The sequence below is a fragment of the Brevibacillus sp. Leaf182 genome, assembly GCF_001423865.2.
Taxonomy (GTDB): Bacteria; Bacillota; Bacilli; order Brevibacillales; family Brevibacillaceae; genus Brevibacillus; species Brevibacillus brevis_C.
Genome location: NZ_LMPN02000023.1, coordinates 428794 through 451696 on the forward strand (window position 1 = coordinate 428794; position 22903 = coordinate 451696).

Here is a 22903-nt window from a genome sequence, read left to right on the forward strand (position 1 = left end):
GCCGTGAGAGGTGTTGGTCTGATGGAAAAAAGCGTTCAATTTTCCGTACCATGGCGAGAAGCGACACGCATTGTGAAAAGGATCAAAACAAGCAAATTGCGTTATTTTGTCAGACAACAAGAGGGCAAGACCAGTGTTGCGTTCGTCTTTCCTCGAGTTAGCGTCAGCCAATATGTCTATTTGTATATCATTTTTGGACCAAGAGCTGCTGATGTGCTCAATAACGATAGCAAATAGAATGATCCCTGATGGCCTTAAGCAGGCGTCAGGGATTTGTAATAATTCACAGGAAAACAAAACCTGACACTTTTCGATAGGACTGTTTCATAGTACAATTCGAATATGAACGAACTTGGGGAAGTTCGGGATGGCGGCACCCAATCTGTGCAGAAGGGCCGCCTCTTTTTTTACTATTGTACAAATGTTCGTTTTCGACAGCATTTTTGCTCAGAGGATATAATAGGTACAATTACCTGAATATACAACTGGAATGAGTGGGTAGTTAGATATAAACTATGCTTATTCACGTAAATACAACGTACTACTCTCTCCCAAGATTTGATCTTGGGGCTTTTTTTGTTCAAAAACGATGAAAAAAAGCCGTTTCTCATGACGGCTTTGTTATCAATAGGGTAGGTTGAAAGCTTCCTTTCAGCAAGGCATCGATCAATTGCTCCTGTGTGAGAGAAATCGTGATGCCCATTCTAGGCAGATCGACAGAAAAAACATTCTCTCGGTACAAATACCAGAGATCGCCTGTCGGCTCAATAGAATAGACGTGTATATTTTGGTGTGAATGCTGGCCTGCCTTTTGGATTTCCCGCAACGCTGTAAACATTTCTCCCCAAATAGGCAGATAAGGCTTCGTTTGGTGCTGTACAATCGCTTGGATCAGTTGGTTTTTCACGAGAGAAATAGCATCCATGGTTGAGTGGTTCAACGAAAGCATGACCGTTATACTCCTTTTGCATGGCTTGGCGCATTAGTCTTGTGTGATGGCGATTTTTGTCGAAGTTATGAATAAGTGTAAAATAGTTATCCGCTCGATGCAAGAGAAGAGAAGGCAGAGATGAGCATTTGGATATTTGACGGTTGCTGCTGATTTGGATAGCATAGGAAAAGCGGTTTTGACAAATGGCAATAGCGAGAAGCGGGAGATGAGATTGTGGCAAAAAAACACCGGTTGATCATCGAGTTTTGCGGTGGATTTGGTCAAGGGCTGGCCTTGCTGTATGCTTTGCGGTCGCCTGATGTTCAAGTGGCAGGAATCATTTGCAGAGACACGCAGTCAAGCTTGGCTAGGAAGCTGATTGATTTTGCACAGCCAGGCTATGAAATTCCAATCGTAACAGGTGCCAAGCAACCGCTTTTCTCAGGAACGATAGAGACGACCACCTCGGAAGGTGTAAGGCTCCTTGTAGAAAGTACGCAGGATGAGGAAAGTGACTTGACGCTCGTGACGTTTGACCGTTTGACGACGCTAGCTTTGGCTGTCGCGCGTGATCCACTGTTGGCGCGTAAATTTACGCGAATCGTGGTGCAGGGTGGAGCCATACGTGTACCAGGAGATGTTACGGCCATTGCTGAAACAAACATGCATGGTGATCCGGAAGCAGTTGCGCTCGTTTTGGCAGCCGGCTTGCCGCTTGTGCTTGTTCCATTAGATACAACCAGCTTGTTTCGTTTGACGGAAGAGCAAGTACATACACTGGGAAGTCTCGCACAAGCAGTTGGCCTGATCGATAGAACGACGACGTCAGACATACAGTTCGCCGCTTCTGCTCGTGCACTCCATGCATGGGTAGCGATGCTCGCGGCTCTCTCGCCTGAAAAGATGCGGATGGAGCAGATGAAGCTCTCAGTCGAATGCAAAAGCGAATGGTCACGCGGTGCCATTCTAGCCGATCTGCGGGCGAAACCGAGTGTAGGAACCGATACGGCCGTATGCGTTGAGGTTGAGATGGCAGAGGCAGAGCGCTTTTTGCAAACCGTTTTGGATCAGGGAGGGGTATAAGCGCATGGAAAAAATCATTTTGGATGTAGATACCGGGATTGATGATGCGCTGGCGATTGCTTATGCCGTTCACTCGCCTGCTCTTGAAGTGTGTGGGATTACCACGACTTTTGGCAATATTACGGTGGAGGAAGCAACACGCAATACCTTGCAGGTGCTAGAGCTGCTGGATGCCTCTGCGATTCCTGTCTATCAGGGGGCATCGAAGCCGATTGTTCGCGACCTCACAGGAAAAGCAAGGCTGTTCCACGGTGAGAACGGGCTGGGCAATGTCGTCCTTCCTGCGCCATCGACAACGGCTCAGCCACAGTGTGCCACACAATATCTCATCTCTGCAATTAAGGAACATCCGCACGAATTGACACTCGTGACCGTCGGGAGCATGACCAATCTGGCGCAGGCGATAATGGCTGCTCCAGAAATCGTATCCCTTGTCAAACGAGTGGTCGTGATGGGAGGCGCTGTAACAGTGCCGGGCAATCGCACGCCTGTAGCGGAGGCGAATATTTGCGCCGATCCGGAAGCCGCAGCGTATGTCTTCCAGTCTGGTATTCCAGTGACGCTGGTAGGTCTGGATGTGACGATGCAAACGCTGCTCACCCGCGAACACTTGCAGGAGTGGAGAGCGAAGGATACACGCTTGAGTCATGTTTTTGCGGATATGTGCGAGGTGTACATGAATGCCTACGCCACAGTAGGCAATTTGCGCGGCTGCGGTCTGCATGATCCGTTGGCCGTAGGTGTCGTCATCGATCCGACGTTTGTGAAGGCAGTCCCAATGCATGTTGCGGTAGATACGTCCGGGGGAGCCAGTGACGCCCGTACGATTGGGGACAGACGGGAATATCCAGCGCATCCACCGAATGTGGACGTGTGCCTGGAGGTTGACCATGAGCGTTTTGTCGGTCATTTTCTGAAGTACGTACTAGGTAATTAAGGAGGAAGTTATTGTGTTAAAAGAATTTAAAGAGTTTGCGTTAAAAGGAAATGTGATGGATCTCGCAGTCGGTGTGGTCATCGGTGGGGCTTTCGGGAAGATTGTTACCTCGCTTGTTAATGACATCATTACTCCTATGATCGGATTGCTTCTGGGCAAGGTGGATTTCTCCGGCTTGTTCATCAATTTGAGCGGGGTTCCTTATAAGACGATCACCGAAGCAAAAGCAGCAAAAGCTGCGACGCTCAACTACGGATTGTTCCTCAACTCTGTGATTGATTTTGTCATTATCGCCTTTTCTATTTTTATCGTCATCAAGCAGCTCAACCGCTTCAAACGCAAGCAAGAAGTGGAGAAAGCACCTGAGACAACGAAAGAATGCCCACATTGCATCTCTGCGATTCCGATCAAGGCTACACGCTGCCCGAACTGCACGTCCATGCTGGAGACAAAAGGAACGGCATTGGCACACGAATAAGACCCATACACGAATCAAACGAACAGAGGAGGGCGATTATGCCTTCCTCTTTTTTCGTTTCACGCGGTTTTTGTACTGAGAGTGAAGTCTTTTAATCGTATGGTAATAAGTCTTGTCTTTGAGCTTGGCAAACAGCCCGTGGGAAGGAAAGTCGTAATTGACCTCAATAATGGAGAGGTTTCCAGCTTTATCAATGGCAAAATCAACGCCGATTTGCGCACTGTGCCGATATTTATTAAAGTGGGCACATACACGGTGACTGATCTGGATCAACTGAGAGACGACACTTTTCAATTTGGCTGGCTCGACTGCGCCAGATTTTTTCAAGGCATGCGGGACTGTGACGGCATATCCGCCGCCGCGAGCGACATTGGTAATGATACTGTCAGCACCGGCTACCTTGGCTAGCATGCCGGCATATTGCCATTTGCCCAAGCCATTGCGCATCATCATGACGCGAATATCAAAGGGGCGGCCATCGATTTCAGCTAAATCCAGCCCTTTTTGAATCACATAATTTTTTTCCGTACACTGCGCGGCGAGCTGCTGCTTCAAGTCAGCCAAAGAATCTGCCTGCATAGGTTCTCCGCGCTCCTTGACAAATTGATAGCCCCCGCCATCCGTTTTCCAGACACGAATAATGCCTTTCCCCATATGGGTTCTCGTCGGCTTGATATAGACGGTAGAATACTTCGCTACATATGAATCCAAACTGGCGGCCTGATATAGCGAAGTAGGCGGCAGGTAAGGGCGAATGTAAGGACTTTTTGAAAAGAACTGATGAAGGCTCCACTTGGAGGAGGAGATCACATCTTGCACCTCACTTTGCGAAAAATCCATTCGTCCCAGCATATGCAGAAGCGTTCGCGACCGTTTTTATTTTGAAAGGGGACGTTTTTCAAAAATGGCCAAGGACTTAAGGAGGAGTTAAAGAATTATGGGGGAATATATGTTCTAATCATAAGGGAAGGATGGCGAAAATATGCGGCAATTCCGTCCGGTGCAACCTCCGACTCTGCAACGAGCGAGCGCCCAAAATGCCTATCGCTACCAAGAGTACATGCCCAGCAAATGTCTGGTGAACGATATCGCTTGCTACTGGACATCAGAGTACGACGGCAAAGGGATAGCACCTGCAAGCCGAGTCATACCCGATGGATGCATCGATATCATTTTCAATCTCGGCGCCACTTCCTATCAGAAGGGGGCATTTTTAACGGGATTGATGAGGACGTACGAGGTGATCCCATTGACCGAACCACAATCCTTAATCGGCATTCGGTTTTACGCTGAAGGAGCAGCTCGCTTTTTGCGCTACCCTGTCGCCATGATCAACGGACATCATCCCAATCTGGAAGATATCTGGGGCAAAGAGGCAGATGAGGTGATAGAAGGCTTGCTCGAAGCTTCCGACACAGCGGAGCGAATCGCTTGGTTGGAGCAGGAGCTTATCAAACGCTTGTGGATGGATGATCCAGCAGACCAGTTGCTTTTGACGAGCATGAACTATTTATATGAATACAGAGGAAATCTTTCCATGGCCGCGCTTGCCGAGAAAGTGAATTATAGCGAGAGAACCTTGCGCAGGACATTTCAACAACAGTTGGGAATGAGCCCGAAGGAAATGGGCCGAATCATTCAATTTCAAGGGCTGCTGCAAATGCTGGCTAAGGGAACATGCACTTCGTTTACAGATGCAGCTCTCCAATGTGGCTATTACGATCAGTCGCACTTGATCAAGAGCTTCCACACTTTTTACGGTGTAGCTCCAAGTAAAATGGTCTCACCAGATCGTGCGAATCGATAATCTTGAAAGGTTGTCCGTTTTTTACAATCTTCCTTTTGCGAGATGCGTTACCTTAAAGAAAGGATGGTGAATTCATGTGAATGAACAAACATTAGATACATATTGCCGAAAGCAGCCCGGTGCCACCCATGACTATCAGATGGATTGGGAATGCGATCGCTACCATGTCGGAGGCAAAATATTTGCCATGATCGGAGGCGATTCCAAAGGAGTTCGCATCCTCACCTTGAAATGCGATCCGATGCGTGCGGAGGAATTGCGCGAGACCTACGAAGGGATCGTCCCCGGCTATCACATGAATAAATCCCATTGGAATTCTGTCTACTTGGATGCGGACATTCCCGAAGGCTTATGGGAAAGGATGATCGAGCATGCGTACGATACGGTGCTCCAAAAACTGCCTAAGCGCGTCCAGCAAGAAATCAAGAACGAACAGGAGTGAGTAATGTGGGAATCAAGCTTGATATGGTAGGGATAGTCGTACAGGACATGAAAAAAGCGTTGGATTTCTATCGGGTACTCGGCTTCGATATCCCCGAGGGAGCAAATGAAGAGCCGCATGTGGAGGTAGCGCAGGACGGTGTTCGTCTGGCCTTTGATACAATCGAAGTTGCCAAGGGTGTGTATGGGGGATGGGAAGCACCTGTCGGGCATCGGATTGAGCTGGCTTTTTTGTGTGAGGATGCTGCGGCACTTGATGCGTTGTATACGAAAATCGTTTCACATGGCTACGAGAGTCACCGTGAGCCGTGGGATGCGTTCTGGGGCCAGCGGTATGCCATCGTGAAAGACCCGGATGGGAACCTGATCAGTTTGTTTGCGTAATACGATCCTTACATAAGAGGTCAAGCCGAGCCTATGTGAAAAAGGTTCGGCTTGTTTGCGTTTGTGGACGGAATCATTGGTTGTTGTTTCAGGAAATAAAATTTACTAATAATCGATTGACTTGTGTAATTTTGCTACATATAATGAAAGCGATAACAGGAACGAATTTTTCAACGATTCTCGATTCTCAAATGGGGGCTTTTGACATGGATCAACCTGCAAAATTGCTCGATTATCGTGCGAAAAATGAGCATGTACTCATCGGCCTCATGTCGGGTACTTCGCTGGATGGCATTGATGCCGCACTTGTAGCGATCCGCACAGATGAACAGGGCGAGATCGAAAAGGTGACTCTCCGCGACTTTTTTTATATGCCATACTCCGATGACTTGCGTGAGTGGGTCATGAATCTGTGCAGTGTAGAAACAGCGAGAGTGGATCAGTTGACTGCGGTTCATTACGGCTTGTCTGAATGGTATGCGTATGCGGTACAGCAATTGATGCAGAAAGCTGGAGTAACGACAGCCGAAGTAGACGCAGTCTGTATGCACGGACAAACCATTTGGCATATTGCTGGGCGCACACCATTTCCCGGACCACAAGGAATAACAGAGGTCAGGGCGTCCTTGCAAATCGGCGAGCTGTCCACACTGGCAGAACGTACGGGTATTCCGGTAGTGGGAAATTTCCGCGCTCGAGACCTGGCTGCTGATGGAGAAGGAGCACCGCTTGTTCCGTATGCCGACTATATTTTGTTCCGCCATCCGCAAAAAGGCAGACTGCTGCAAAACATCGGTGGAATCGCTAATGTTACATTACTACCTGCAAGTGCAGCTATCGATCAAGTCGTCGCTTTTGACACGGGCCCTGGCAATATGATCATGGATCAAATCGTTCAGCTCATGACCAACGGACAGATGAGGTATGACGAGGGTGGCAAGCTGGCCGCAGGTGGCACCGTCTCTTCAGTGCTACTGGAAAAATGGTTGCAAGACCCGTATTACCAGATCAAGCCACCGAAAAGCACAGGCCGCGAAGTATACGGCAAAGCTTTTGCCCAAGAGCTGTTCCGTGATGCGAATCAACTCGGGATTAGTCAAGCGGATCTGTTGGCAACCGTGACAGCATTGACTGCCACGACAATTGCGAACGCCTATGTGCAATTCGTATTACCAACAACCAAAGTGGAGGAAGTGATCGTCTCAGGGGGAGGCGCTCATAACCAGACGCTTCTCGCCATGCTGCAGCGTCAATTGCCGGTTGGAATGACCGTGATGACAGCGCAGCAGTTTGGGATGCCTGACGATGCGAAGGAAGCCGTCGCTTTTGCCATTTTGGGTCATGAGACACTAATGGGACGACCATCCAATGTGCCATCCGTAACAGGGGCGAAGAGGGCCGTACCGTTAGGAAATATATGCTTCTAACATGAGATCAACAGAGGGGGTAACATCGTGAAAAAACGAGTATTGGCAGGCTTTTTCCTATCATTGTCTCTCGTGCTTTCCGCTTGTTCTGGTGGAGGAACAGCACCCGCAGAGCAAGGCAAGTCAGCAGAAGGACAAGCAAAAACAGAACTGATTGTGGCAGCCGAGCAAGAGCCAGTGGGCTATGACCCGCATAAGGTTCCGGCGGCATCCAGTGTGCGCGTCTATGCGCTCATTTACGATAGCCTGACCAAGTTGGACGAGAACATGAACATCGTACCGAACCTGGCAGAGAAGTGGGAGATTGCGCCAGACGGAAAAACGCTCACGATGTTCCTGCAAAAAGGCGTCAAATTCCACAATGGCAAAGACATGACGGCAGATGACGTAAAATTCAGCTTTGAGCGAATCATGAACCCAGACACGGGTTCGATCGCGAAATCGTATTTTTCCAGCGTAGAAGCAATTGAAGTGAAAGATCCAACGACGGTTGTCTTCAAACTGAAAAATGCGGATGCCTCATTCGTTGCAAATACGGCAAGTGCCTATGCTTCTATCGTGCCAGCAGGCTCCACTGATCTTACCAAGGAAGCAATCGGTACCGGTCCATTCAAAATGGAAAAAAGTGAGTCGGGACAATATGTCCTGCTGAAGAAAAATGCGGATTACTTCAATAAAGAACTGCCAAAGGTAGAGTCCATCAAGTTCCAAATCATGAAAGACGAGGCGGAGCGACTCGCTGCAATTCGCTCCGGTAAAGTTGACATCAGCATGGTGTCTGCTGATTCTGCGAAGCTTTTGGAAGGCAAGCCAGGCGTACAGATCAAGAACTACCAATCCCTGGAGTACAGTTACCTGGGGATTAATGTAAACAAAAAGCCTTTTGACAATCCAAAAGTGCGCGAAGCGATCAGCTATGCCGTTGACCGTAACCAAATTATCCAGACTGTTTGGAAAGGGGAAGCGACTCTGACTGGTCCGATCGCTCCTGCGCTGACCAACTCGGCTTTGGACCCTGCTACTTATCCGACCTACAAAACAGATGTAGAAAAAGCGAAGCAATTGCTGGCAGAAGCGGGCTATCCAAACGGTTTCGAGACCCAAATCGAAACAGCAGCAACTTACCCAGATATGGTAGAAACAGCACAAGTGATTCAACAACAGCTCAAAGCAATCGGCATCAATGCGAAGATCAACCAGCTCGAGTGGGGGAACTACATCGATACGTGGAAATCCAAGGACATGAACTTGATGGTAGGCCGCAACACTTCTGGTGTAGATGCTGACCGTTCCATGCGCTTCTTCTTCTCGACAACTGGTTCTGCCAACGTGTGGAACTACTCCAACCCGGCCTATGATGAGCTGGTACAAAAAGCACTGACGACAATTGATCAAGCAGAGCGCAAAAAGCTGTATGACGAAGCACAAACCATGCTGGTAGCAGATGCACCAAACCTGTTCCTGGCATCTCCGAAAAATTACTACGCGGTTCGTGACAACATCGATTTCATGCCGTCCGCAGCGGGCGAAGTATACTCGCTGATCAAGACTTCGATCAAGTAATGTAGCATACGTGTGATGAAGGCTCCGCCAGAGGTTAGGCGGAGCCAAGTTTCTAAATATGGAGGGAAACTCGTGGGATCTTATCTAATCAAACGTGTCGCCAGCCTGATTCCCATCCTGTTTGGCATATCTGTTTTGATCTTCACGATCCTGCATCTGGTGCCGGGCGATCCAGCTTCCATCATGCTAGGAACGAATGCCACACCGGAAGCAATTGCGGCGTTGAATAAAAGCATGGGGCTGGATCAGCCGTTGATTAACCAGTACCTGCATTGGGTCACAGGAATCCTGCAAGGGAATTTTGGCGTATCGGTCCACACAGGAGAAGAGATTTTGCCCCAAATTCTCAAGCGTTTTGCCATCACCATGCAACTGACTGTATTTGGCGTTCTGATTGGGTGGGTACTCGCGATTCCGTTCGGGATTCTCTCGGCCATTCGCGCTCATTCCAAAACAGACATCGTGGTTCGTGTGTTTACATTGTTAGGCATTTCGGTGCCGAACTTTGCCATCGGGACCTTGCTCTTGCTCGGTTTTTCGCTTTATTTCAATTGGTTCCCGCCCATTGATGTGGTGAACTTCTGGGACGATCCGATCGAGGCGTTCAAAGTATTCATACTGCCTGCAATAACGATGGGGATTGTGGTGGCTGCTGGCGTGATGCGGATGACTCGTTCCGCGTTTTTGGAAACCATGGACAAAGATTTTATTCGGACAGCGCGGGCCAAGGGTAACAGTAAGTGGACAATCGTCATGGGCCATGCGTTCCGCAACTCTTCGATCCCGATCGTTACGATCGCAGGTATGCAGATCGGTTACCTGCTGGGCGGGTCTGTGATCGTCGAGCAGTTGTTCTCGATTCCTGGATTGGGCCAGTACATTCTGGAAGGAATTTATCAGCGGGATTATCCGGTTGTACAGGGAGGCGTTTTGTTCGTCGCTCTGGTGTTTGTCCTGGTCAATCTGCTCATCGACCTGATCTATACCTGGATTGATCCACGTATCAAGTATTGACAAGGGGAATGCGACATGAGCACATTTCGAAAGCGTTTTTTGGCGAATAAGACAGCCGTCTTCTGCTCCATTTTGCTGGCGTTGCTCTGCTTGACGGCAGTGCTGGCTCCGGTGTTGGCTCCGCATGACCCGACACAGATGTTTCAGGATCATCGGATGGAAGGCAGCTCGGGTGAGTTTTTGCTAGGTACGGACCAGTTTGGTCGTGATATTTTGAGCCGCATCATCCACGGTGCACGCGTATCGCTGGTTGTCGGGCTTTCTGCCGTTCTTGTCAGCGCCGTTTTCGGTACGCTGTTTGGCTTGATTGCTGGCTACTTCGGGCGCTGGATTGACGGTTTTATCATGCGCTGTATGGACGTTCTGTTTGCTTTTCCGGAAATATTGCTGGCGCTGGCGATTGTTGCCGCATTAGGACCAGGAACTTTTAACACGATTATGGCTATCGGGATCGTGAACATTCCGATCTTCACCCGGACGGTGAGGGGAGCGGTTCTCTCTATCAAAAGTTTGGAGTATGTAGAAAGCGCTCGTGCCATCGGTGCGAGTACACCGCGTATCTTGTTTCAGGAAATTTTTCCGAATGTAACCGCACCGCTGCTGGTTCAATCCTCTCTGGCGATTTCAGGTGCGATCCTGACAGAATCGGCCCTCAGCTTTTTAGGCTTGGGGATTCAGCCGCCAGACCCGTCATGGGGCGGAATGATTTCAGAGGCGCGCCGCTATATGGAGCTGGCTCCGGGCATGATCATCTGGCCCTGTATTGCCATGACGGTGACGATTCTTGCATGCAACATGTTTGGGGATGCCGTCCGTGATATTCTCGACCCGCGTCATCGTGGGAAATAGGAACGATAGGCAGAGGTGAGAACGAATGAACGAGCAACAGATCAGAGAACGAATGGAGTCCAGTCTGGCGCAAGGGATTCATCAGGGCATTTTTCCGGGAGGCGCTGTCAGCCTGCTGCGAAAAGATGCGCCTGCTGTGACAGTCTGCATGGGAAAAACAAGCGATGAACACGATGGAAGGCCGGTTCATAGTCAAACGCTTTACGATATGGCCTCTTTGACCAAGGTGATGGTGACTTTGCCGCTCATCCTCATCAGTGTGCAGGAAGGCAAGCTCTCGTTAACTGACTCCGTGACGACCTACCTGCCAGAATTGACGAGCGCTCACGATCAGGAACGCAAAGGGCAGATCAAAATCATTCACCTGCTCACACATACATCAGGACTTCCTGCATGGCGTCCGTACTTTTTGCTGGGGAACAATCGGGAGGACTATTTGCGGTTGATCGCAAACGAGTCGATGCTGGATGACCCAGGGCGTAGCGTTGTGTACAGCGATTTGGGATTCATGCTGTTGGGCTTTTTACTGGAGCGTATCTGGGACGAGGAGCTGGACGCACTTTCGAAGCGACTGATTTTTCAACCGAGTCGAATGCTTCATACGAGCTACTTGCCGCTGGAACAATCACGGCTGCAAGGAATGGACATCGCTGCTACGGAAAAGGGTAATGGCTTTGAACAAGAGATGGCAGTAACTTTCATATCAGAGCTGGCAGAAGCCAGACATCCTTTGGCATTGGAATGGCAGCAAGCCTTGACCGGATACGGTTGGCGAGAAGGCGTTATTAGTGGCACTGTTCACGATTGCAACGCCCACTATGGCTTGGAAGGTGTCAGCGGGCACGCGGGACTTTTTTCCACCTTGGCTGATACAGAGCGCTACATGCAGATTTGGACGAGTGGGAAGGCTTCCGTACAGCTTGATCCGACGCTGTATGCCTTGGCTACTCGCTCACTCACAGACTATTCGATTCATCGCAGAGGATTGGGATGGATCATTTCCCCGACAGGTTGTTCCTTAGAACAGCTTGCCGCAGGTTGCAGTGGGGGAGACCTTGTTTCGGAACGCGCCTTTGGGCATACCGGCTTTACAGGAACGTCGATCTGGTCGGACCCTATGAGAGATGTGACACTGATTACATTGACAAACCGCGTGCATCCTGTCGCGAGCCCATTGATTGGGGCGTGGCGGACCGCTCACCATAACCGATTATTTTCTGTAATCAAACCTGACCGCACATCCTGATGAAAAGGGGGAGTACTCATGGCAGCAATGCTTACGATTGATGATTTGCGAACTTCTTTTATCCAAGCAGGCAAAAAGCTGACCGTGATCGAGGGTGTCAGTCTCTCTGTAGAGCCTGGTGAAACCGTCGGTGTGGTCGGTGAATCCGGATGTGGAAAAAGCGTGACCAGCATGTCCATCATGCAGCTCTTGGGACGGAATGTGGAGATGACCGGGAGCATCCGTTTTCAAGACAAGGAGCTGCTCTCACTTACGGATAAACAAATGCAGACGATTCGCGGCAATCAGATCGCAATGATTTTTCAGGAGCCGATGACTTCGCTCAACCCATTGCATTCGATCGGCAAACAGATCAGCGAGCCCTTGCGTCGGCATCTCGGACTGTCCAAACAGGAAGCCAAGCGACGGACAATCGAGCTTTTGAAAGAAGTCGGGATTCCGCGTGCTGATGAAATCATTTCCGACTATCCGCACCAATTGTCAGGCGGGATGCGTCAACGTGTGATGATTGCGATGGCGATGTCTTGTGCGCCCAAGCTCTTGATTGCCGACGAACCGACGACGGCGTTGGACGTGACGATTCAGGCGCAAATATTGGAGCTCATGAAAAAAGTCCGGCAAGAGCAAGGCACTTCCATCCTGCTTATCACACATGACCTGGGAGTCGTGGCGGAGATGTGTCATCGCGTCATCGTCATGTATGCAGGTCAAATCGTAGAGGAAGCCAACGTCAAGCAACTGTTTGACGAGCCCAAGCATCCGTATACGAGAGGGCTTTTGAAATCGATGCCTTCTGTCAGTGTCAACCAAGAGCGTTTGGATGCGATTCCGGGCTCAGTGCCCCTTTTGAGCGAAATGCCTGCGGGATGTCGTTTTGCACCGCGCTGCTCACAAGTCATGGATATTTGCCGCGAGAAAAACCCAGAGCTTACGCCTGTCGCAGATAACCAAAAGTGCCGCTGCTGGCTGTATCGCGAGGAGGACGTGCAATGAGGCAACCACTGCTGGAAGTCAAATCATTAACCAAGCATTTCACGAGCAAGCAAGGATTCTTCGGCAAGGAGAAAGTCGTCCGTGCTGTCGACGGAGTCAACCTGACTGTTTACCCGGGCGAGACTGTCAGCATCGTAGGCGAATCGGGTTGTGGGAAGTCCACGACAGGACGTTGCATTCTTCGCCTGATTGAGCCGACTGATGGAGAAATCTTTTTTGAAGGACAGGATATCCGCAAGCTCAATGAATCAGAGCTGCGCCGGGCTAGACGCAACATGCAGCTCGTGTTTCAGGACCCGTTTGCCTCGCTGAACCCGCGAAAAACAATCGGTCAGCTTTTGGAGGACCCACTCATCATTCACGGCATCGGCAATTCAGTAGAACGCCGCAAGCAAGTCGAGGAGATGATCCAGATCGTCGGCCTCTCCAAGCAGCAGTTGGATCGCTTTCCGCATGAGTTTTCCGGTGGTCAGCGCCAGCGGATTGGCATCGCAAGGGCATTGATTTTGCGCCCGAAGCTGATTGTGGCCGATGAGCCTGTGTCTGCTCTTGACGTGTCGATTCAGGCACAAATTTTGAACCTGATGCAAGATTTGCAAAAGGAGTTCAATCTGACGTATTTGTTTATCTCGCATGATTTGAGTGTCGTCCGCCATATTTCGGACCGGGTAGCGGTTATGTATCTCGGAAAAGTGGTGGAGGTAGCAGATAAACAATCGTTGTACGAGAAACCAACACATCCCTATACACAAGCACTGTTATCAGCGGTGCCTGTACCGAATCCCCATTTGACGACCCAGCGGATCATTTTGGAGGGAGACCTGCCTAGTCCAGCGAATCCGCCGTCTGGCTGCACATTCCATCCGCGCTGCCACCATTGTATGGACATTTGCAAAACGGTCGCTCCTGTGGCTAGCGAGGTATCAGCAGGGCACTTTGTCACTTGTCATCTGGATCAGTCATGAAGTGAGCATGGGGCAGTAAGATTGAAAAGGAGGTTCGATAGAGCATGAATCTGGAGAACTTGCAAGCATTGACGACTGAAGGAAAAAACGAGGGCAGTAGTGATTTGGATCAATTAAGTGCCCGAGGCATTGTACAAATGATGAACGATGAAGACAAGAAAGTTCCTTATGCAGTTGAGCGCGTCCTCGATCAAATATCCGATGCAGTAGAGGTCATCACACACGCATTGGAAAAGGGCGGAAGACTGTTTTACTTTGGTGCTGGAACGAGTGGACGTTTAGGGATATTGGATGCATCCGAGTGTCCGCCGACCTTTGGTACCCAGCCTGAGCTCGTTCAGGGTGTGATTGCAGGCGGACCATCCGCAATGGTACGCGCGGTAGAAGGAGCAGAGGATTCTTTTGCATTAGGCCAAGAAGATGTGCATAAATACGGCGTGACCAAAAAGGATGTGGTCGTAGGAATCGCAGCCAGTGGACGGACTCCTTATGTACTCGGTGTTTTGGCAGAGGCACAGAAGATCGAAGCCAAGACAATTGCTGTCTCTTGCAACAAGCCATCGTACATCAATGAGGGCGTAGATGTAGCGATTAATGTCGTCGTAGGACCGGAAGTATTGACCGGATCGACGCGGCTCAAGGCAGGAACGGCCCAAAAGCTGGTGCTGAACATGCTGACAACAGCGACGATGATTCGTTTGGGCAAAGTGTACGGGAATCTGATGGTCAGCGTGCAGGCTACAAACCTCAAGCTGAAGGAACGAGTAAAGCGGATCATCATGGAAGTGACCGGAGCGAGTTACGAGGAAGCGGAGCAATTGGCAGATCAGGCAGACGGTGATGCGAAGACAGCCATTATCATGAAGCTGACCGGATCGAGCAGGGAAGAGGCCACTCGTTTGTTGAATGTTACCAATGGAAGAATTAGGGAAGCCATTCAGCAGTTGGACTAAGTTTTTGGGAAAGGATGGAGAGATTCCATGTTGCCAGAATCTATACGCGAAGAGCTGCGTGCCATCGTCGGAGAGAAAAACTGTCTCGATAAACAGGAAGCATTAGTCGCCTATTCGTATGACGCGACGCCGATGCAGCAAGCATTGCCGGATGTGGTCGTCATGCCGAAGAGTACAGCCGAAGTCCAACAGGTCATGCGAGTTGCAGCACGACATCACATCCCGATTGTGACGCGTGGAGCAGGCTCTAATCTATGCGGCGGAACGATACCAGTCGGTGGCGGAATTGTCTTGGTGTTGAGCCGGATGAATCAGATCGTAGAGATTGACGAGCAAAATTTGACGATAACGGTGCAGCCAGGAGTCCGAACGGTCGACATCCATCAGGCGGTAGAGGCACTCGGTTTGTTTTACCCACCCGATCCAGGCAGCATGGTCATCTCCACGATTGGCGGGAATATTGCGCTTAATTCGGGTGGACTGCGCGGGCTGAAGTATGGAACAACCAAGGATTACGTGCTGGGTCTCGAAGCTGTGCTACCGAACGGTGAGGTCATCCGTACCGGGGGCAAGCTGATGAAGGATGTGGCGGGCTATGATCTGACGAAGCTCTTGGTCGGCAGCGAGGGCACATTGGCGATTATTACCGAGGCTATTCTCAAGCTGATTCCGAAGCCGCAGACACAGCGGGTCATGCTGGCGATGTTCGCCGATATGGCACAGGCGGCGAGGTCTGTTTCTGATATCATTGCCAATCGCATCATTCCCGGCACGCTTGAATTTCTTGATCAGGGCACGATCCGTGTTGTTGAGGATTTCAAACAGATCGGGCTTCCGACAGATGTGGCGGCGATACTCCTGATCGGGCAGGATGGAGAGCCGCAGACGGTCGATCGGGACATGGAGCGGATCGCTGCGATTTGCGAGAAGAATGATGCCGTCCAAATCAAGGTAGCGACGACAGCGGAGGAAGCGGATGAGGTAATGACTGCCAGACGCAGTGCGCTCGCCGCATTGTCCCGGATGCGCCCGACGACCATTTTGGAGGACGCAACCGTTCCCCGCGCCGCGATTGCGCCGATGGTCGCCGCGATCCAAGAGATTACAGAGCGTTACGGACTGCAAATATGCACCTTTGGCCATGCAGGAGACGGCAATTTGCATCCGACCTGTATGACAGACGCTCGCAACACGGAAGAGATCGAGCGTGTCGAGCATGCCTTCGAGGAAATTTTCGCGGCGGCAATCGAATTGGGCGGAACGATTACGGGAGAGCATGGCGTAGGGATCGTCAAGGCACCGTATTTGGAGTGGAAAGTAGGAGCCGCAGGTATGGAGATCATGAAAGGCATCAAGCATGCTTTCGATCCTCACAATCTCCTGAACCCTGACAAGATGTTTGCCAAACAGTCCCGGAACAGAGTGGTGGTCCATCGTGCTTAAAGAAGCCTTGGTAAATAAACTCGATTACGATGAACTGTCCAACTGTATGCGCTGTGGCTTCTGTCAGCCAGCCTGTCCGACCTTTCGGGAAACAGGCTATGAGGCAGCTTCGCCACGAGGTCGCATCGCCTTGATGAAAGCCGTAGCAGACGGCGTCATGGAGCCGGACAAAGATTTCGTCGACCAAATGAATCTGTGTCTAGGCTGCCGAGCATGTGAGCCGGTATGCCCTGCAGGTGTGCCGTACGGTCAGCTAATCGAGCAGACGAGGGAAGCGATCGAAGAGGTGCAGGAGCATCCATGGTGGGTCAAAGCCGTCCGCAAGCTCGCGTTTTTCCACCTGTTTCCTCATCAGAAGCGTATGTACCAGCTCGGTGGATTCTTGCGCTTCTATCAGCGCTCAGGTGTACAAAAAGCCGTTCGCAAGCTGGGGGTGTTGTCCATCCTGCCTAAGCAAATGCGGGAAATGGAAGCGATCATGCCTGAAGCATCTGGGAAGGGTATCGTGGACTTTTTCGGTGGCACGGTAATTCCAGCCGTAGGCGAGCGCAAGTATCGCGTAGGAATGTTTCACGGCTGCATCATGGATGTTTTATTCCATGAGACGAATCGCAACACCGTGCGGCTTCTGAGTGAGGCAGGCTGTGAGGTCATCATCGCTCCAGACCAGGTGTGCTGCGGTGCTCTCCATGCACATAGCGGTGAGCGTGAACAGGCTCGCCATCTGGCGCGAAAAAATGTGGCTGCTTTTCACAAGGCTGACGTGGATATCATTGTATCCAATGCAGGCGGTTGCGGGGCGATGCTGCAAGAATACGACCATTTGCTGGTGGAAGATGCCGAGTGGCAAGAGAAGGCACAATGGTTCGCTGCACGCGTGAAGGATATTAGCGAGGTGCTTGCACTCCTCATCGAGCCAAAAGCATGGCAGTCATTGCCACAACGGATCACCTATCAGTCCTCCTGTCATCTGCGCAACGGGATGAAGGTGACAAAAGAACCAGTGAACCTGCTGCAAGCCATTCCGGGAGCCACATACGTACAGCTCCGCGAGGGAGATCGCTGCTGTGGCTCTGCGGGCATTTACAACCTGGTGCAGCCTGAGATGGCCGGGAGCCTTTTGGATGAAAAAATGGGTCATGTCGCGGCTACACAAGCAGATATTCTCGTGACCTCGAATCCAGGCTGTCTGTTGCAAATGAAAGCAGGCATTCATCGAGCTGGACTGGAAGGAAAGATGGAGGCCGTGCACATCGTCGATTTATTGGCGCGTGTACAGCAGGAAGAGAAGTCCTTGTCTACCCCAGAGTGAGTGGGGAGGACAAGGGCTTTTTCCGCTTAAGAGAGGCTAGCTGTTTTGTACTTTTTCCTGATCGTAGATATCCAGCGCGGCTTGAACGGCACGTCCTGCATGTACACGGGCTCCATGCCGGATGAGAACCGCTTCCAACGCCCCTAGCACATGCAAAATATTTTTCTTCCGGCAACTGTAGCCCATTGTGCCAATCCGCCAGATTAGCCCTTTTAGCGGCCCGAAGGAACTGGCAATTTCAATATGAAAATCTTCGAGCAGCATAGCGCGGACTGACTCTCCGTCTAGCCCCTCAGGAATTTTAATGCAGGTCACGACGGGAAGCTTGCAACTCGGATCGCCGTAGAGCTGCAATCCCATCGCCAATACACCAGCGACCAAGGCTTGTTCATGCAAGCGATGTCTGGCGAATCTCGCTTCCAGACCTTCTGTGAGGGCAATGCGCACACCCTCGCGCAAGGCGTACAGCATCGTTGTCGCCTCTGTATGGTGGTTCAGCCGCGTAGGTCCCCAGTAATCCATGAGCTGGCTCAAGTCAAAATAGTTGCTGCGGATCGTTCGGGTTTGAGCAGATTTCGGAGCAGACGGATCAGCGAGTCCACGCTCAATTTTTTTCCGTTGGAGCAAGAGTGCTTCTACACGAGAATTAAACGTGATAGGAGCCATCCCAGAGGGGACAGACAAGCATTTTTGCGTGCCGCCAATACATGCGTCGATATACCAATCATCTACCATCACTTCTGTTCCGCCAATCGAAGCGACAGCATCGACGACAAACAGGACATCCATCTGGCGGCAAGCTTCTCCGATTTCTTTCAAAGGCTGAACACATCCAGTGGATGTTTCGCCATGAACCATTGCTACGATTTTGGGCTGAACCCGCTCGATTTCGGCAATGACGTCCTGCGGTTCAAAGACACTTCCCCAGCGCGTTTCCATCGTAATCACATCTGCGCCGTACCTTTCCGCAATTTCCGTGAGCAAGTGCCCGAATCGTCCATAAATGGGTACAAGCACTCGATCTCCTGGTTCGATTATGCTACACAAAACGGCCTCAATGCCCGCCCGGGAAGTGCCATCAATAGGGAATGCCCAATGATTGGATGTCTGAAACAATTTCCGAAGCATTTCCATTGTTTCGTTCATGATGTTCGTGAATTCCGGATCGAATTGTCCCAAAATGGGTGAACCCATCACGCGAAGAACACTAGGCTCAGCCTCGACGGGCCCTGGCGTCATGATTGTCCGGTGTGAAGTGGTCAGTTCTTTGTATGCACTCATAAGCTCTCCCCCAGCTCTATCTATATCAACAGCCGCAGCACTACCGATCCTTTGTGCCCATCAAAAATCTATTTTGAAATGCAAGAAACCAGCTTTCCGCAGCGCCTCGTAAATGATGACGAGCGCTGGACCGAGAATCAGCCCGAAAAATCCCATCACCTGAAATCCGAGGAACAAGCTGACAAGTGCGGCCAGGGCGCTAATTCCCAGATTAGATGCGAGTACCTTGGGCTCAATAATGCGGCGGACGACCGTAATCACCAGGAAAATGACGATCAGGCCGATTGCCAAATAAGAGTTGCCCATCAAGAAGTTGTAAATAGCCCATGGGACGAGGAACGAGCCTGCGCCCAAGATGGGGAGAATATCGACGAAAACGATCATGAGCGAAATGACGGCTGCATATTTGACCTGCAAAATGAGCAATCCCAAAAAGGACAGCGTGAACGTCATTAGGCTCAAGATGATTTGCGCACGTAAAAAACCAAGGGTGGCACGGTTCAATTGAGAGATAACCACCTCGACCTTTTCACGAGCAGATACCGTGAACATTCTCATGAAGCCAGCACGCAATTTCGGCAAATCGAGACTGATCAAAAACAAGGCAACCAAGTAAATAATTGTCGAGATCAAAAAGCCCGGAACGATGGCTGCTACACCGAGAATGCCTTTGGCAACCGTGGAAGCTGAAGTAAGCGCCCAGCTTTTCAGCCCAGCGAAGACACTCTGGATTTCCGAGACGGTTTCGGCAGGTAACGATTCATAGTAAGTTTCCCAGCTCATTAAATAGGACTCGACCAACTCAAAAATATGCTGCGAAAAAGCAGGTAATCGCTGAGCCAAATCAATTCCCTGAATCACGATCTGCGTGCCTATCCAGTACAGTACGATCCCAAAAGAAACGAGGAAAAGAAAAAAGGATGCGATTACCGCACTCATCCGATTCATTCGTAGCCTTTTGATAAGAAACAAGACGAGCGGCTCAACCAGAATTGCTGTTAACAGTGCTAGCAAAAAGGGGACGGAGTAAGGTAAAAGAAACAACCCGACTGCCAGAACTAGTAGCAGGATGATCATTTTCCGAATCGTCATGACTGCGCTCCATTCTGAATGAAAAATCGCTGAAAACTGATTCCCTTATTTTATCATTTTTCCAGAAACGAATACAACGAGCCCAATTATATCGCGATTCGATAGAGATTATCAGAAAAAATAAAGAAATGAAAAGAATACAAAAAAGGGGAAAACACAAAAAGTCATGATATGATGCTCACCTATATACCACTTAAGCTTGATGCGTATAAGCATATCGGCTTGAGAGTCACATCTTAATCTTTCATAGCGAGGTGTCAGAATGAAGCGGTTTGGATTAGCGATGCAGATTGTCGTCGGTCTCATTCTGGGTATCCTGGTGGGTGCTATTTTTTACGGCAACCCGGCAGTGGCGACCTATTTACAGCCTATCGGTGATATTTTTCTCCGATTGATTAAAATGATTGTCGTTCCGATCGTTGTTGCCACGCTTATTGTGGGCGTAGCAGGCGTAGGTGACATGAAGAAGTTGGGCAAAATCGGTGGTAAGACAATTCTGTATTTTGAAATCGTTACCACGATTGCCATTATCGTCGGTCTTTTGGCGGCGAACATCTTTCAACCGGGTCTCGGTGTGGATCGAACAGTTCTTACCAAGACCGATATCCACAAGTATGTAGACACGGCAGAAACGACACAAAGCCACGGCATGGTGGAAACATTCGTCAATATTGTGCCAACCAATGTGTTTGATGCACTCGCTCGTGGCGACATGTTAGCAATTATTTTCTTCTCCGTTTTGTTTGGACTTGGTGTAGCAGCGGCAGGGGAAAAAGGAAGGCCTGTTCTCAACTTCTTCAATGGAGTTGCGGACGCGATGTTTTGGGTTGTTAACACGATCATGCGTTTTGCTCCGTTTGGTGTTTTCGCACTGATTGGTGTTACCGTTTCCAAATTTGGTTTGTCTTCTCTTATTCCTTTGGGGAAACTTGTTATTTTGGTTCACTTTGCCATGCTGTTCTTCATCCTTGTGGTATTGGGCATCATCGCACGTATCAGCGGAGTCAAAATCACTTCCCTCCTGCGCGTACTGAAGGACGAGCTGTTGCTGGCTTACTCCACTTCCAGCTCCGAGACTGTATTGCCTAAAATTATGGAAAAAATGGAAAAGATGGGCTGTCCGAAGGCGATCACGTCCTTTGTTATTCCGACAGGCTACTCCTTCAACCTGGATGGTTCCACGCTGTACCAGGCACTTGCTGCTCTGTTCATTGCGCAAATGTATGGTATTCACATGCCAATCAGCACACAGATTACGCTGATGCTCGTACTGATGGTTACGTCCAAAGGGATCGCTGGTGTACCGGGAGTATCGTTCGTAGTACTGTTGGCTACGCTCGGCTCTGTAGGTCTCCCAGTCGAAGGTCTTGCTTTCATCGCCGGTGTAGACCGTTTGATGGATATGGCTCGTACGGTTGTTAACGTAGTAGGTAATGCGTTGGCAGCAATCGTGATCTCTCGTTGGGAAGGTCAGTTCGACAAAAAGAAAGCAGACGATTATGTTCAGGCTGTAAAAGCCGATCCAAGTGCTGCTTAATAGAAGCTATTAATGATTTTAAGAAGCCTCCTGTCAGTGAATTTAGCTGGCAGGGGGCTTTTTTTGCATGGGGTTAAAAAGTAGCTGGGGTGGTGGGAAGAAGCGGCTTTTCGGCTACTTACCATGCTCATACTTTTTTTAGTTGACACCAAAAACAGGAAAGAGTAATATGATACCAACAACTTGATAATAACATTTTGTTAATATCAAAAAGACAACAACAATTCAACAGCAAAAAGAGGCGATTGGATGAAAGATAAATCACATGTAAATAAACGAGGTCAAACCGAACTGGAGTACTTGGAGGTTTATGATGTCAGCCAATTCGAGCGACCGTCTGTGACAGTCGATATGCTGGTATTCACCGTGATGGATGAGCTGGAGGAGAATTACCGCAAGCTCTCGCCCAAGTCGTTGAAAATATTGCTCGTGAAGCGTGGGGAGCATCCTTATATCGGCCAATGGGCGTTGCCAGGTGGGTTTGTTGCACCTGGGGAGAGTCTCGAGGAGGCAGCCAGACGCGAGCTGCGTACAGAAACAAACGTAGACGACATTTACTTGGAGCAGCTCTACACCTGGGGCGATGCGGGCAGAGATCCTCGGACATGGGTCATCAGCACATCGTACATGGCCTTGGTAGACAGCTCGTCTTTACAGCTACAAGCAGGGGATGATGCAGATGAAGCGGAGTGGTACCGCATTGAGGACAGGTGGGTGAAAGAAACGAAGACGGCGACTATTGACGGCTCCATTACTGAAAAATGGCTGGAGCTGCGCCTTGTACATGAGAGCGAAGAGCTGTCTGCCACCATTAAGATCACCAAAACAGTAATGGGTCGCACCGTACGTGAGACACGCGAAATTGTAGAGACGAACAACATCGCTTTCGATCACGCCAAAATCATTCAATACGCACTGGAACGATTGCGTAACAAGATTGAATACACGGACATCGCCTTTTCCTTAATGCCGGAGCTGTTCACGCTAAGCGATCTGCAACAGGTGTACGAAGTGATTTTGGGACGTGAGCTGTTGGCTGCGGCATTTCGCAGGAAGGTAGCCGACAAAGTGCTGGAAACGAATCAATATCGAAAACATGCCGGGCACCGACCATCCAAGTACTTCCGATTTAACCCGGAATGGATGGATCAGACGTAGCCCCGTACC

General features: G+C 50.0%; 23 protein-coding genes. 19 read left to right on the top strand and 4 right to left on the bottom strand.

Annotated elements, in window-relative coordinates; all coding sequences use genetic code 11:
* Nucleotides 1-21: 21 nt before the first annotated feature.
* Nucleotides 22-237 (top strand): hypothetical protein, encoded by a 216-nt coding sequence (locus tag ASG16_RS15440; RefSeq protein ID WP_017250899.1) that lies wholly within the window; start codon nucleotides 22-24, stop codon nucleotides 235-237.
* 370 nt (nucleotides 238-607) lie between these two features.
* Here the strand turns inward: ASG16_RS15440 and ASG16_RS15445 are convergent, their stop codons facing one another.
* Nucleotides 608-949, bottom strand: coding sequence for a hypothetical protein (locus tag ASG16_RS15445; protein WP_056496485.1), 342 nt, complete (start codon nucleotides 947-949; stop codon nucleotides 608-610).
* A 216-nt stretch (nucleotides 950-1165) separates the two neighbouring features.
* On the opposite strand from ASG16_RS15445, the gene ASG16_RS15450 reads away from it, so the two are divergent.
* Genes ASG16_RS15450 through mscL form a run of 3 tightly spaced genes read left to right on the top strand, consistent with a single transcriptional unit; the run spans nucleotide 1166 to nucleotide 3429 of the window.
* Nucleotides 1166-2014 (top strand): nucleoside hydrolase, encoded by an 849-nt coding sequence (locus ASG16_RS15450; RefSeq protein WP_056496484.1) that lies wholly within the window; start codon nucleotides 1166-1168, stop codon nucleotides 2012-2014.
* A 4-nt stretch (nucleotides 2015-2018) separates the two neighbouring features.
* A complete protein-coding gene (locus tag ASG16_RS15455) occupies nucleotides 2019-2951 on the top strand; it encodes a nucleoside hydrolase (protein ID WP_056496483.1) in 933 nt (310 codons plus the stop codon).
* Between the two features lie 13 nt (nucleotides 2952-2964).
* Nucleotides 2965-3429: a large conductance mechanosensitive channel protein MscL gene (gene mscL / locus ASG16_RS15460; protein ID WP_056496482.1), complete on the top strand. Its 465-nt coding sequence runs from the start codon at nucleotides 2965-2967 to the stop codon at nucleotides 3427-3429.
* Between the two features lie 36 nt (nucleotides 3430-3465).
* Here the strand turns inward: mscL and ASG16_RS15465 are convergent, their stop codons facing one another.
* A complete protein-coding gene (locus tag ASG16_RS15465; protein WP_056497381.1) occupies nucleotides 3466-4239 on the bottom strand; it encodes a YheC/YheD family protein in 774 nt (257 codons plus the stop codon).
* A 172-nt stretch (nucleotides 4240-4411) separates the two neighbouring features.
* On the opposite strand from ASG16_RS15465, the gene ASG16_RS15470 reads away from it, so the two are divergent.
* The 13 genes from ASG16_RS15470 (at nucleotide 4412) to ASG16_RS15530 (ending at nucleotide 17826) form a co-directional block, all read left to right on the top strand.
* Nucleotides 4412-5236: an AraC family transcriptional regulator gene (locus ASG16_RS15470; RefSeq protein ID WP_056496481.1), complete on the top strand. Its 825-nt coding sequence runs from the start codon at nucleotides 4412-4414 to the stop codon at nucleotides 5234-5236.
* A gap of 76 nt (nucleotides 5237-5312) precedes the next feature.
* Entirely contained in the window at nucleotides 5313-5678 is a 366-nt protein-coding gene (locus ASG16_RS15475) for an MmcQ/YjbR family DNA-binding protein (protein WP_056496478.1), read from the top strand.
* A gap of 5 nt (nucleotides 5679-5683) precedes the next feature.
* The gene (locus tag ASG16_RS15480) at nucleotides 5684-6061 is read left to right on the top strand and encodes a VOC family protein (RefSeq protein ID WP_056496475.1); all 378 of its coding nucleotides are present in this window, start codon (nucleotides 5684-5686) and stop codon (nucleotides 6059-6061) included.
* 206 nt (nucleotides 6062-6267) lie between these two features.
* Nucleotides 6268-7488, top strand: a complete 1221-nt coding sequence (locus ASG16_RS15485) for an anhydro-N-acetylmuramic acid kinase (RefSeq protein WP_056496473.1) — start codon at nucleotides 6268-6270, stop codon at nucleotides 7486-7488.
* A gap of 27 nt (nucleotides 7489-7515) precedes the next feature.
* Nucleotides 7516-9051 carry an ABC transporter substrate-binding protein gene (locus ASG16_RS15490; RefSeq protein ID WP_056496471.1) on the top strand — a complete coding sequence of 512 codons (1536 nt, stop codon included), beginning with the start codon at nucleotides 7516-7518 and terminating at the stop codon, nucleotides 9049-9051.
* Between the two features lie 72 nt (nucleotides 9052-9123).
* The gene (locus tag ASG16_RS15495) at nucleotides 9124-10065 is read left to right on the top strand and encodes an ABC transporter permease (RefSeq protein ID WP_056496467.1); all 942 of its coding nucleotides are present in this window, start codon (nucleotides 9124-9126) and stop codon (nucleotides 10063-10065) included.
* Nucleotides 10066-10080: 15 nt separating this feature from the next.
* Nucleotides 10081-10914, top strand: a complete 834-nt coding sequence (locus ASG16_RS15500) for an ABC transporter permease (RefSeq protein WP_048031827.1) — start codon at nucleotides 10081-10083, stop codon at nucleotides 10912-10914.
* A gap of 25 nt (nucleotides 10915-10939) precedes the next feature.
* Entirely contained in the window at nucleotides 10940-12160 is a 1221-nt protein-coding gene (locus ASG16_RS15505) for a serine hydrolase domain-containing protein (RefSeq protein ID WP_056496464.1), read from the top strand.
* 18 nt (nucleotides 12161-12178) lie between these two features.
* On the top strand, nucleotides 12179-13153 hold the full coding sequence (locus ASG16_RS15510) for an ABC transporter ATP-binding protein (protein WP_056496461.1): 975 nt from the start codon (nucleotides 12179-12181) through the stop codon (nucleotides 13151-13153).
* Nucleotides 13150-14118: an ABC transporter ATP-binding protein gene (locus ASG16_RS15515; protein ID WP_056496459.1), complete on the top strand. Its 969-nt coding sequence runs from the start codon at nucleotides 13150-13152 to the stop codon at nucleotides 14116-14118. Before ASG16_RS15510 ends, ASG16_RS15515 begins: the two co-directional genes overlap by 4 nt.
* 44 nt (nucleotides 14119-14162) lie before the next feature.
* Nucleotides 14163-15071: an N-acetylmuramic acid 6-phosphate etherase gene (gene murQ / locus ASG16_RS15520; RefSeq protein ID WP_056496456.1), complete on the top strand. Its 909-nt coding sequence runs from the start codon at nucleotides 14163-14165 to the stop codon at nucleotides 15069-15071.
* A gap of 27 nt (nucleotides 15072-15098) precedes the next feature.
* The gene (locus ASG16_RS15525; RefSeq protein ID WP_056496453.1) at nucleotides 15099-16514 is read left to right on the top strand and encodes an FAD-binding oxidoreductase; all 1416 of its coding nucleotides are present in this window, start codon (nucleotides 15099-15101) and stop codon (nucleotides 16512-16514) included.
* Nucleotides 16507-17826: a (Fe-S)-binding protein gene (locus ASG16_RS15530; RefSeq protein WP_056496450.1), complete on the top strand. Its 1320-nt coding sequence runs from the start codon at nucleotides 16507-16509 to the stop codon at nucleotides 17824-17826. The genes ASG16_RS15525 and ASG16_RS15530 overlap by 8 nt, the downstream gene beginning before the upstream one ends.
* A gap of 36 nt (nucleotides 17827-17862) precedes the next feature.
* Here ASG16_RS15530 and pucG read toward each other — a convergent pair whose 3' ends face one another.
* On the bottom strand, nucleotides 17863-19107 hold the full coding sequence (gene pucG, locus ASG16_RS15535) for a (S)-ureidoglycine--glyoxylate transaminase (RefSeq protein ID WP_056496448.1): 1245 nt from the start codon (nucleotides 19105-19107) through the stop codon (nucleotides 17863-17865).
* Nucleotides 19108-19167: 60 nt separating this feature from the next.
* Complete coding sequence (gene ytvI / locus ASG16_RS15540) at nucleotides 19168-20199, bottom strand: sporulation integral membrane protein YtvI (RefSeq protein WP_056496441.1); 1032 nt, start codon at nucleotides 20197-20199, stop codon at nucleotides 19168-19170.
* Nucleotides 20200-20461: 262 nt separating this feature from the next.
* On the opposite strand from ytvI, the gene ASG16_RS15545 reads away from it, so the two are divergent.
* On the top strand, nucleotides 20462-21736 hold the full coding sequence (locus ASG16_RS15545) for a cation:dicarboxylate symporter family transporter (RefSeq protein ID WP_056496440.1): 1275 nt from the start codon (nucleotides 20462-20464) through the stop codon (nucleotides 21734-21736).
* A gap of 249 nt (nucleotides 21737-21985) precedes the next feature.
* Nucleotides 21986-22894, top strand: a complete 909-nt coding sequence (locus ASG16_RS15550; protein WP_056496439.1) for an NUDIX hydrolase — start codon at nucleotides 21986-21988, stop codon at nucleotides 22892-22894.
* Nucleotides 22895-22903 lie beyond the last annotated feature (9 nt).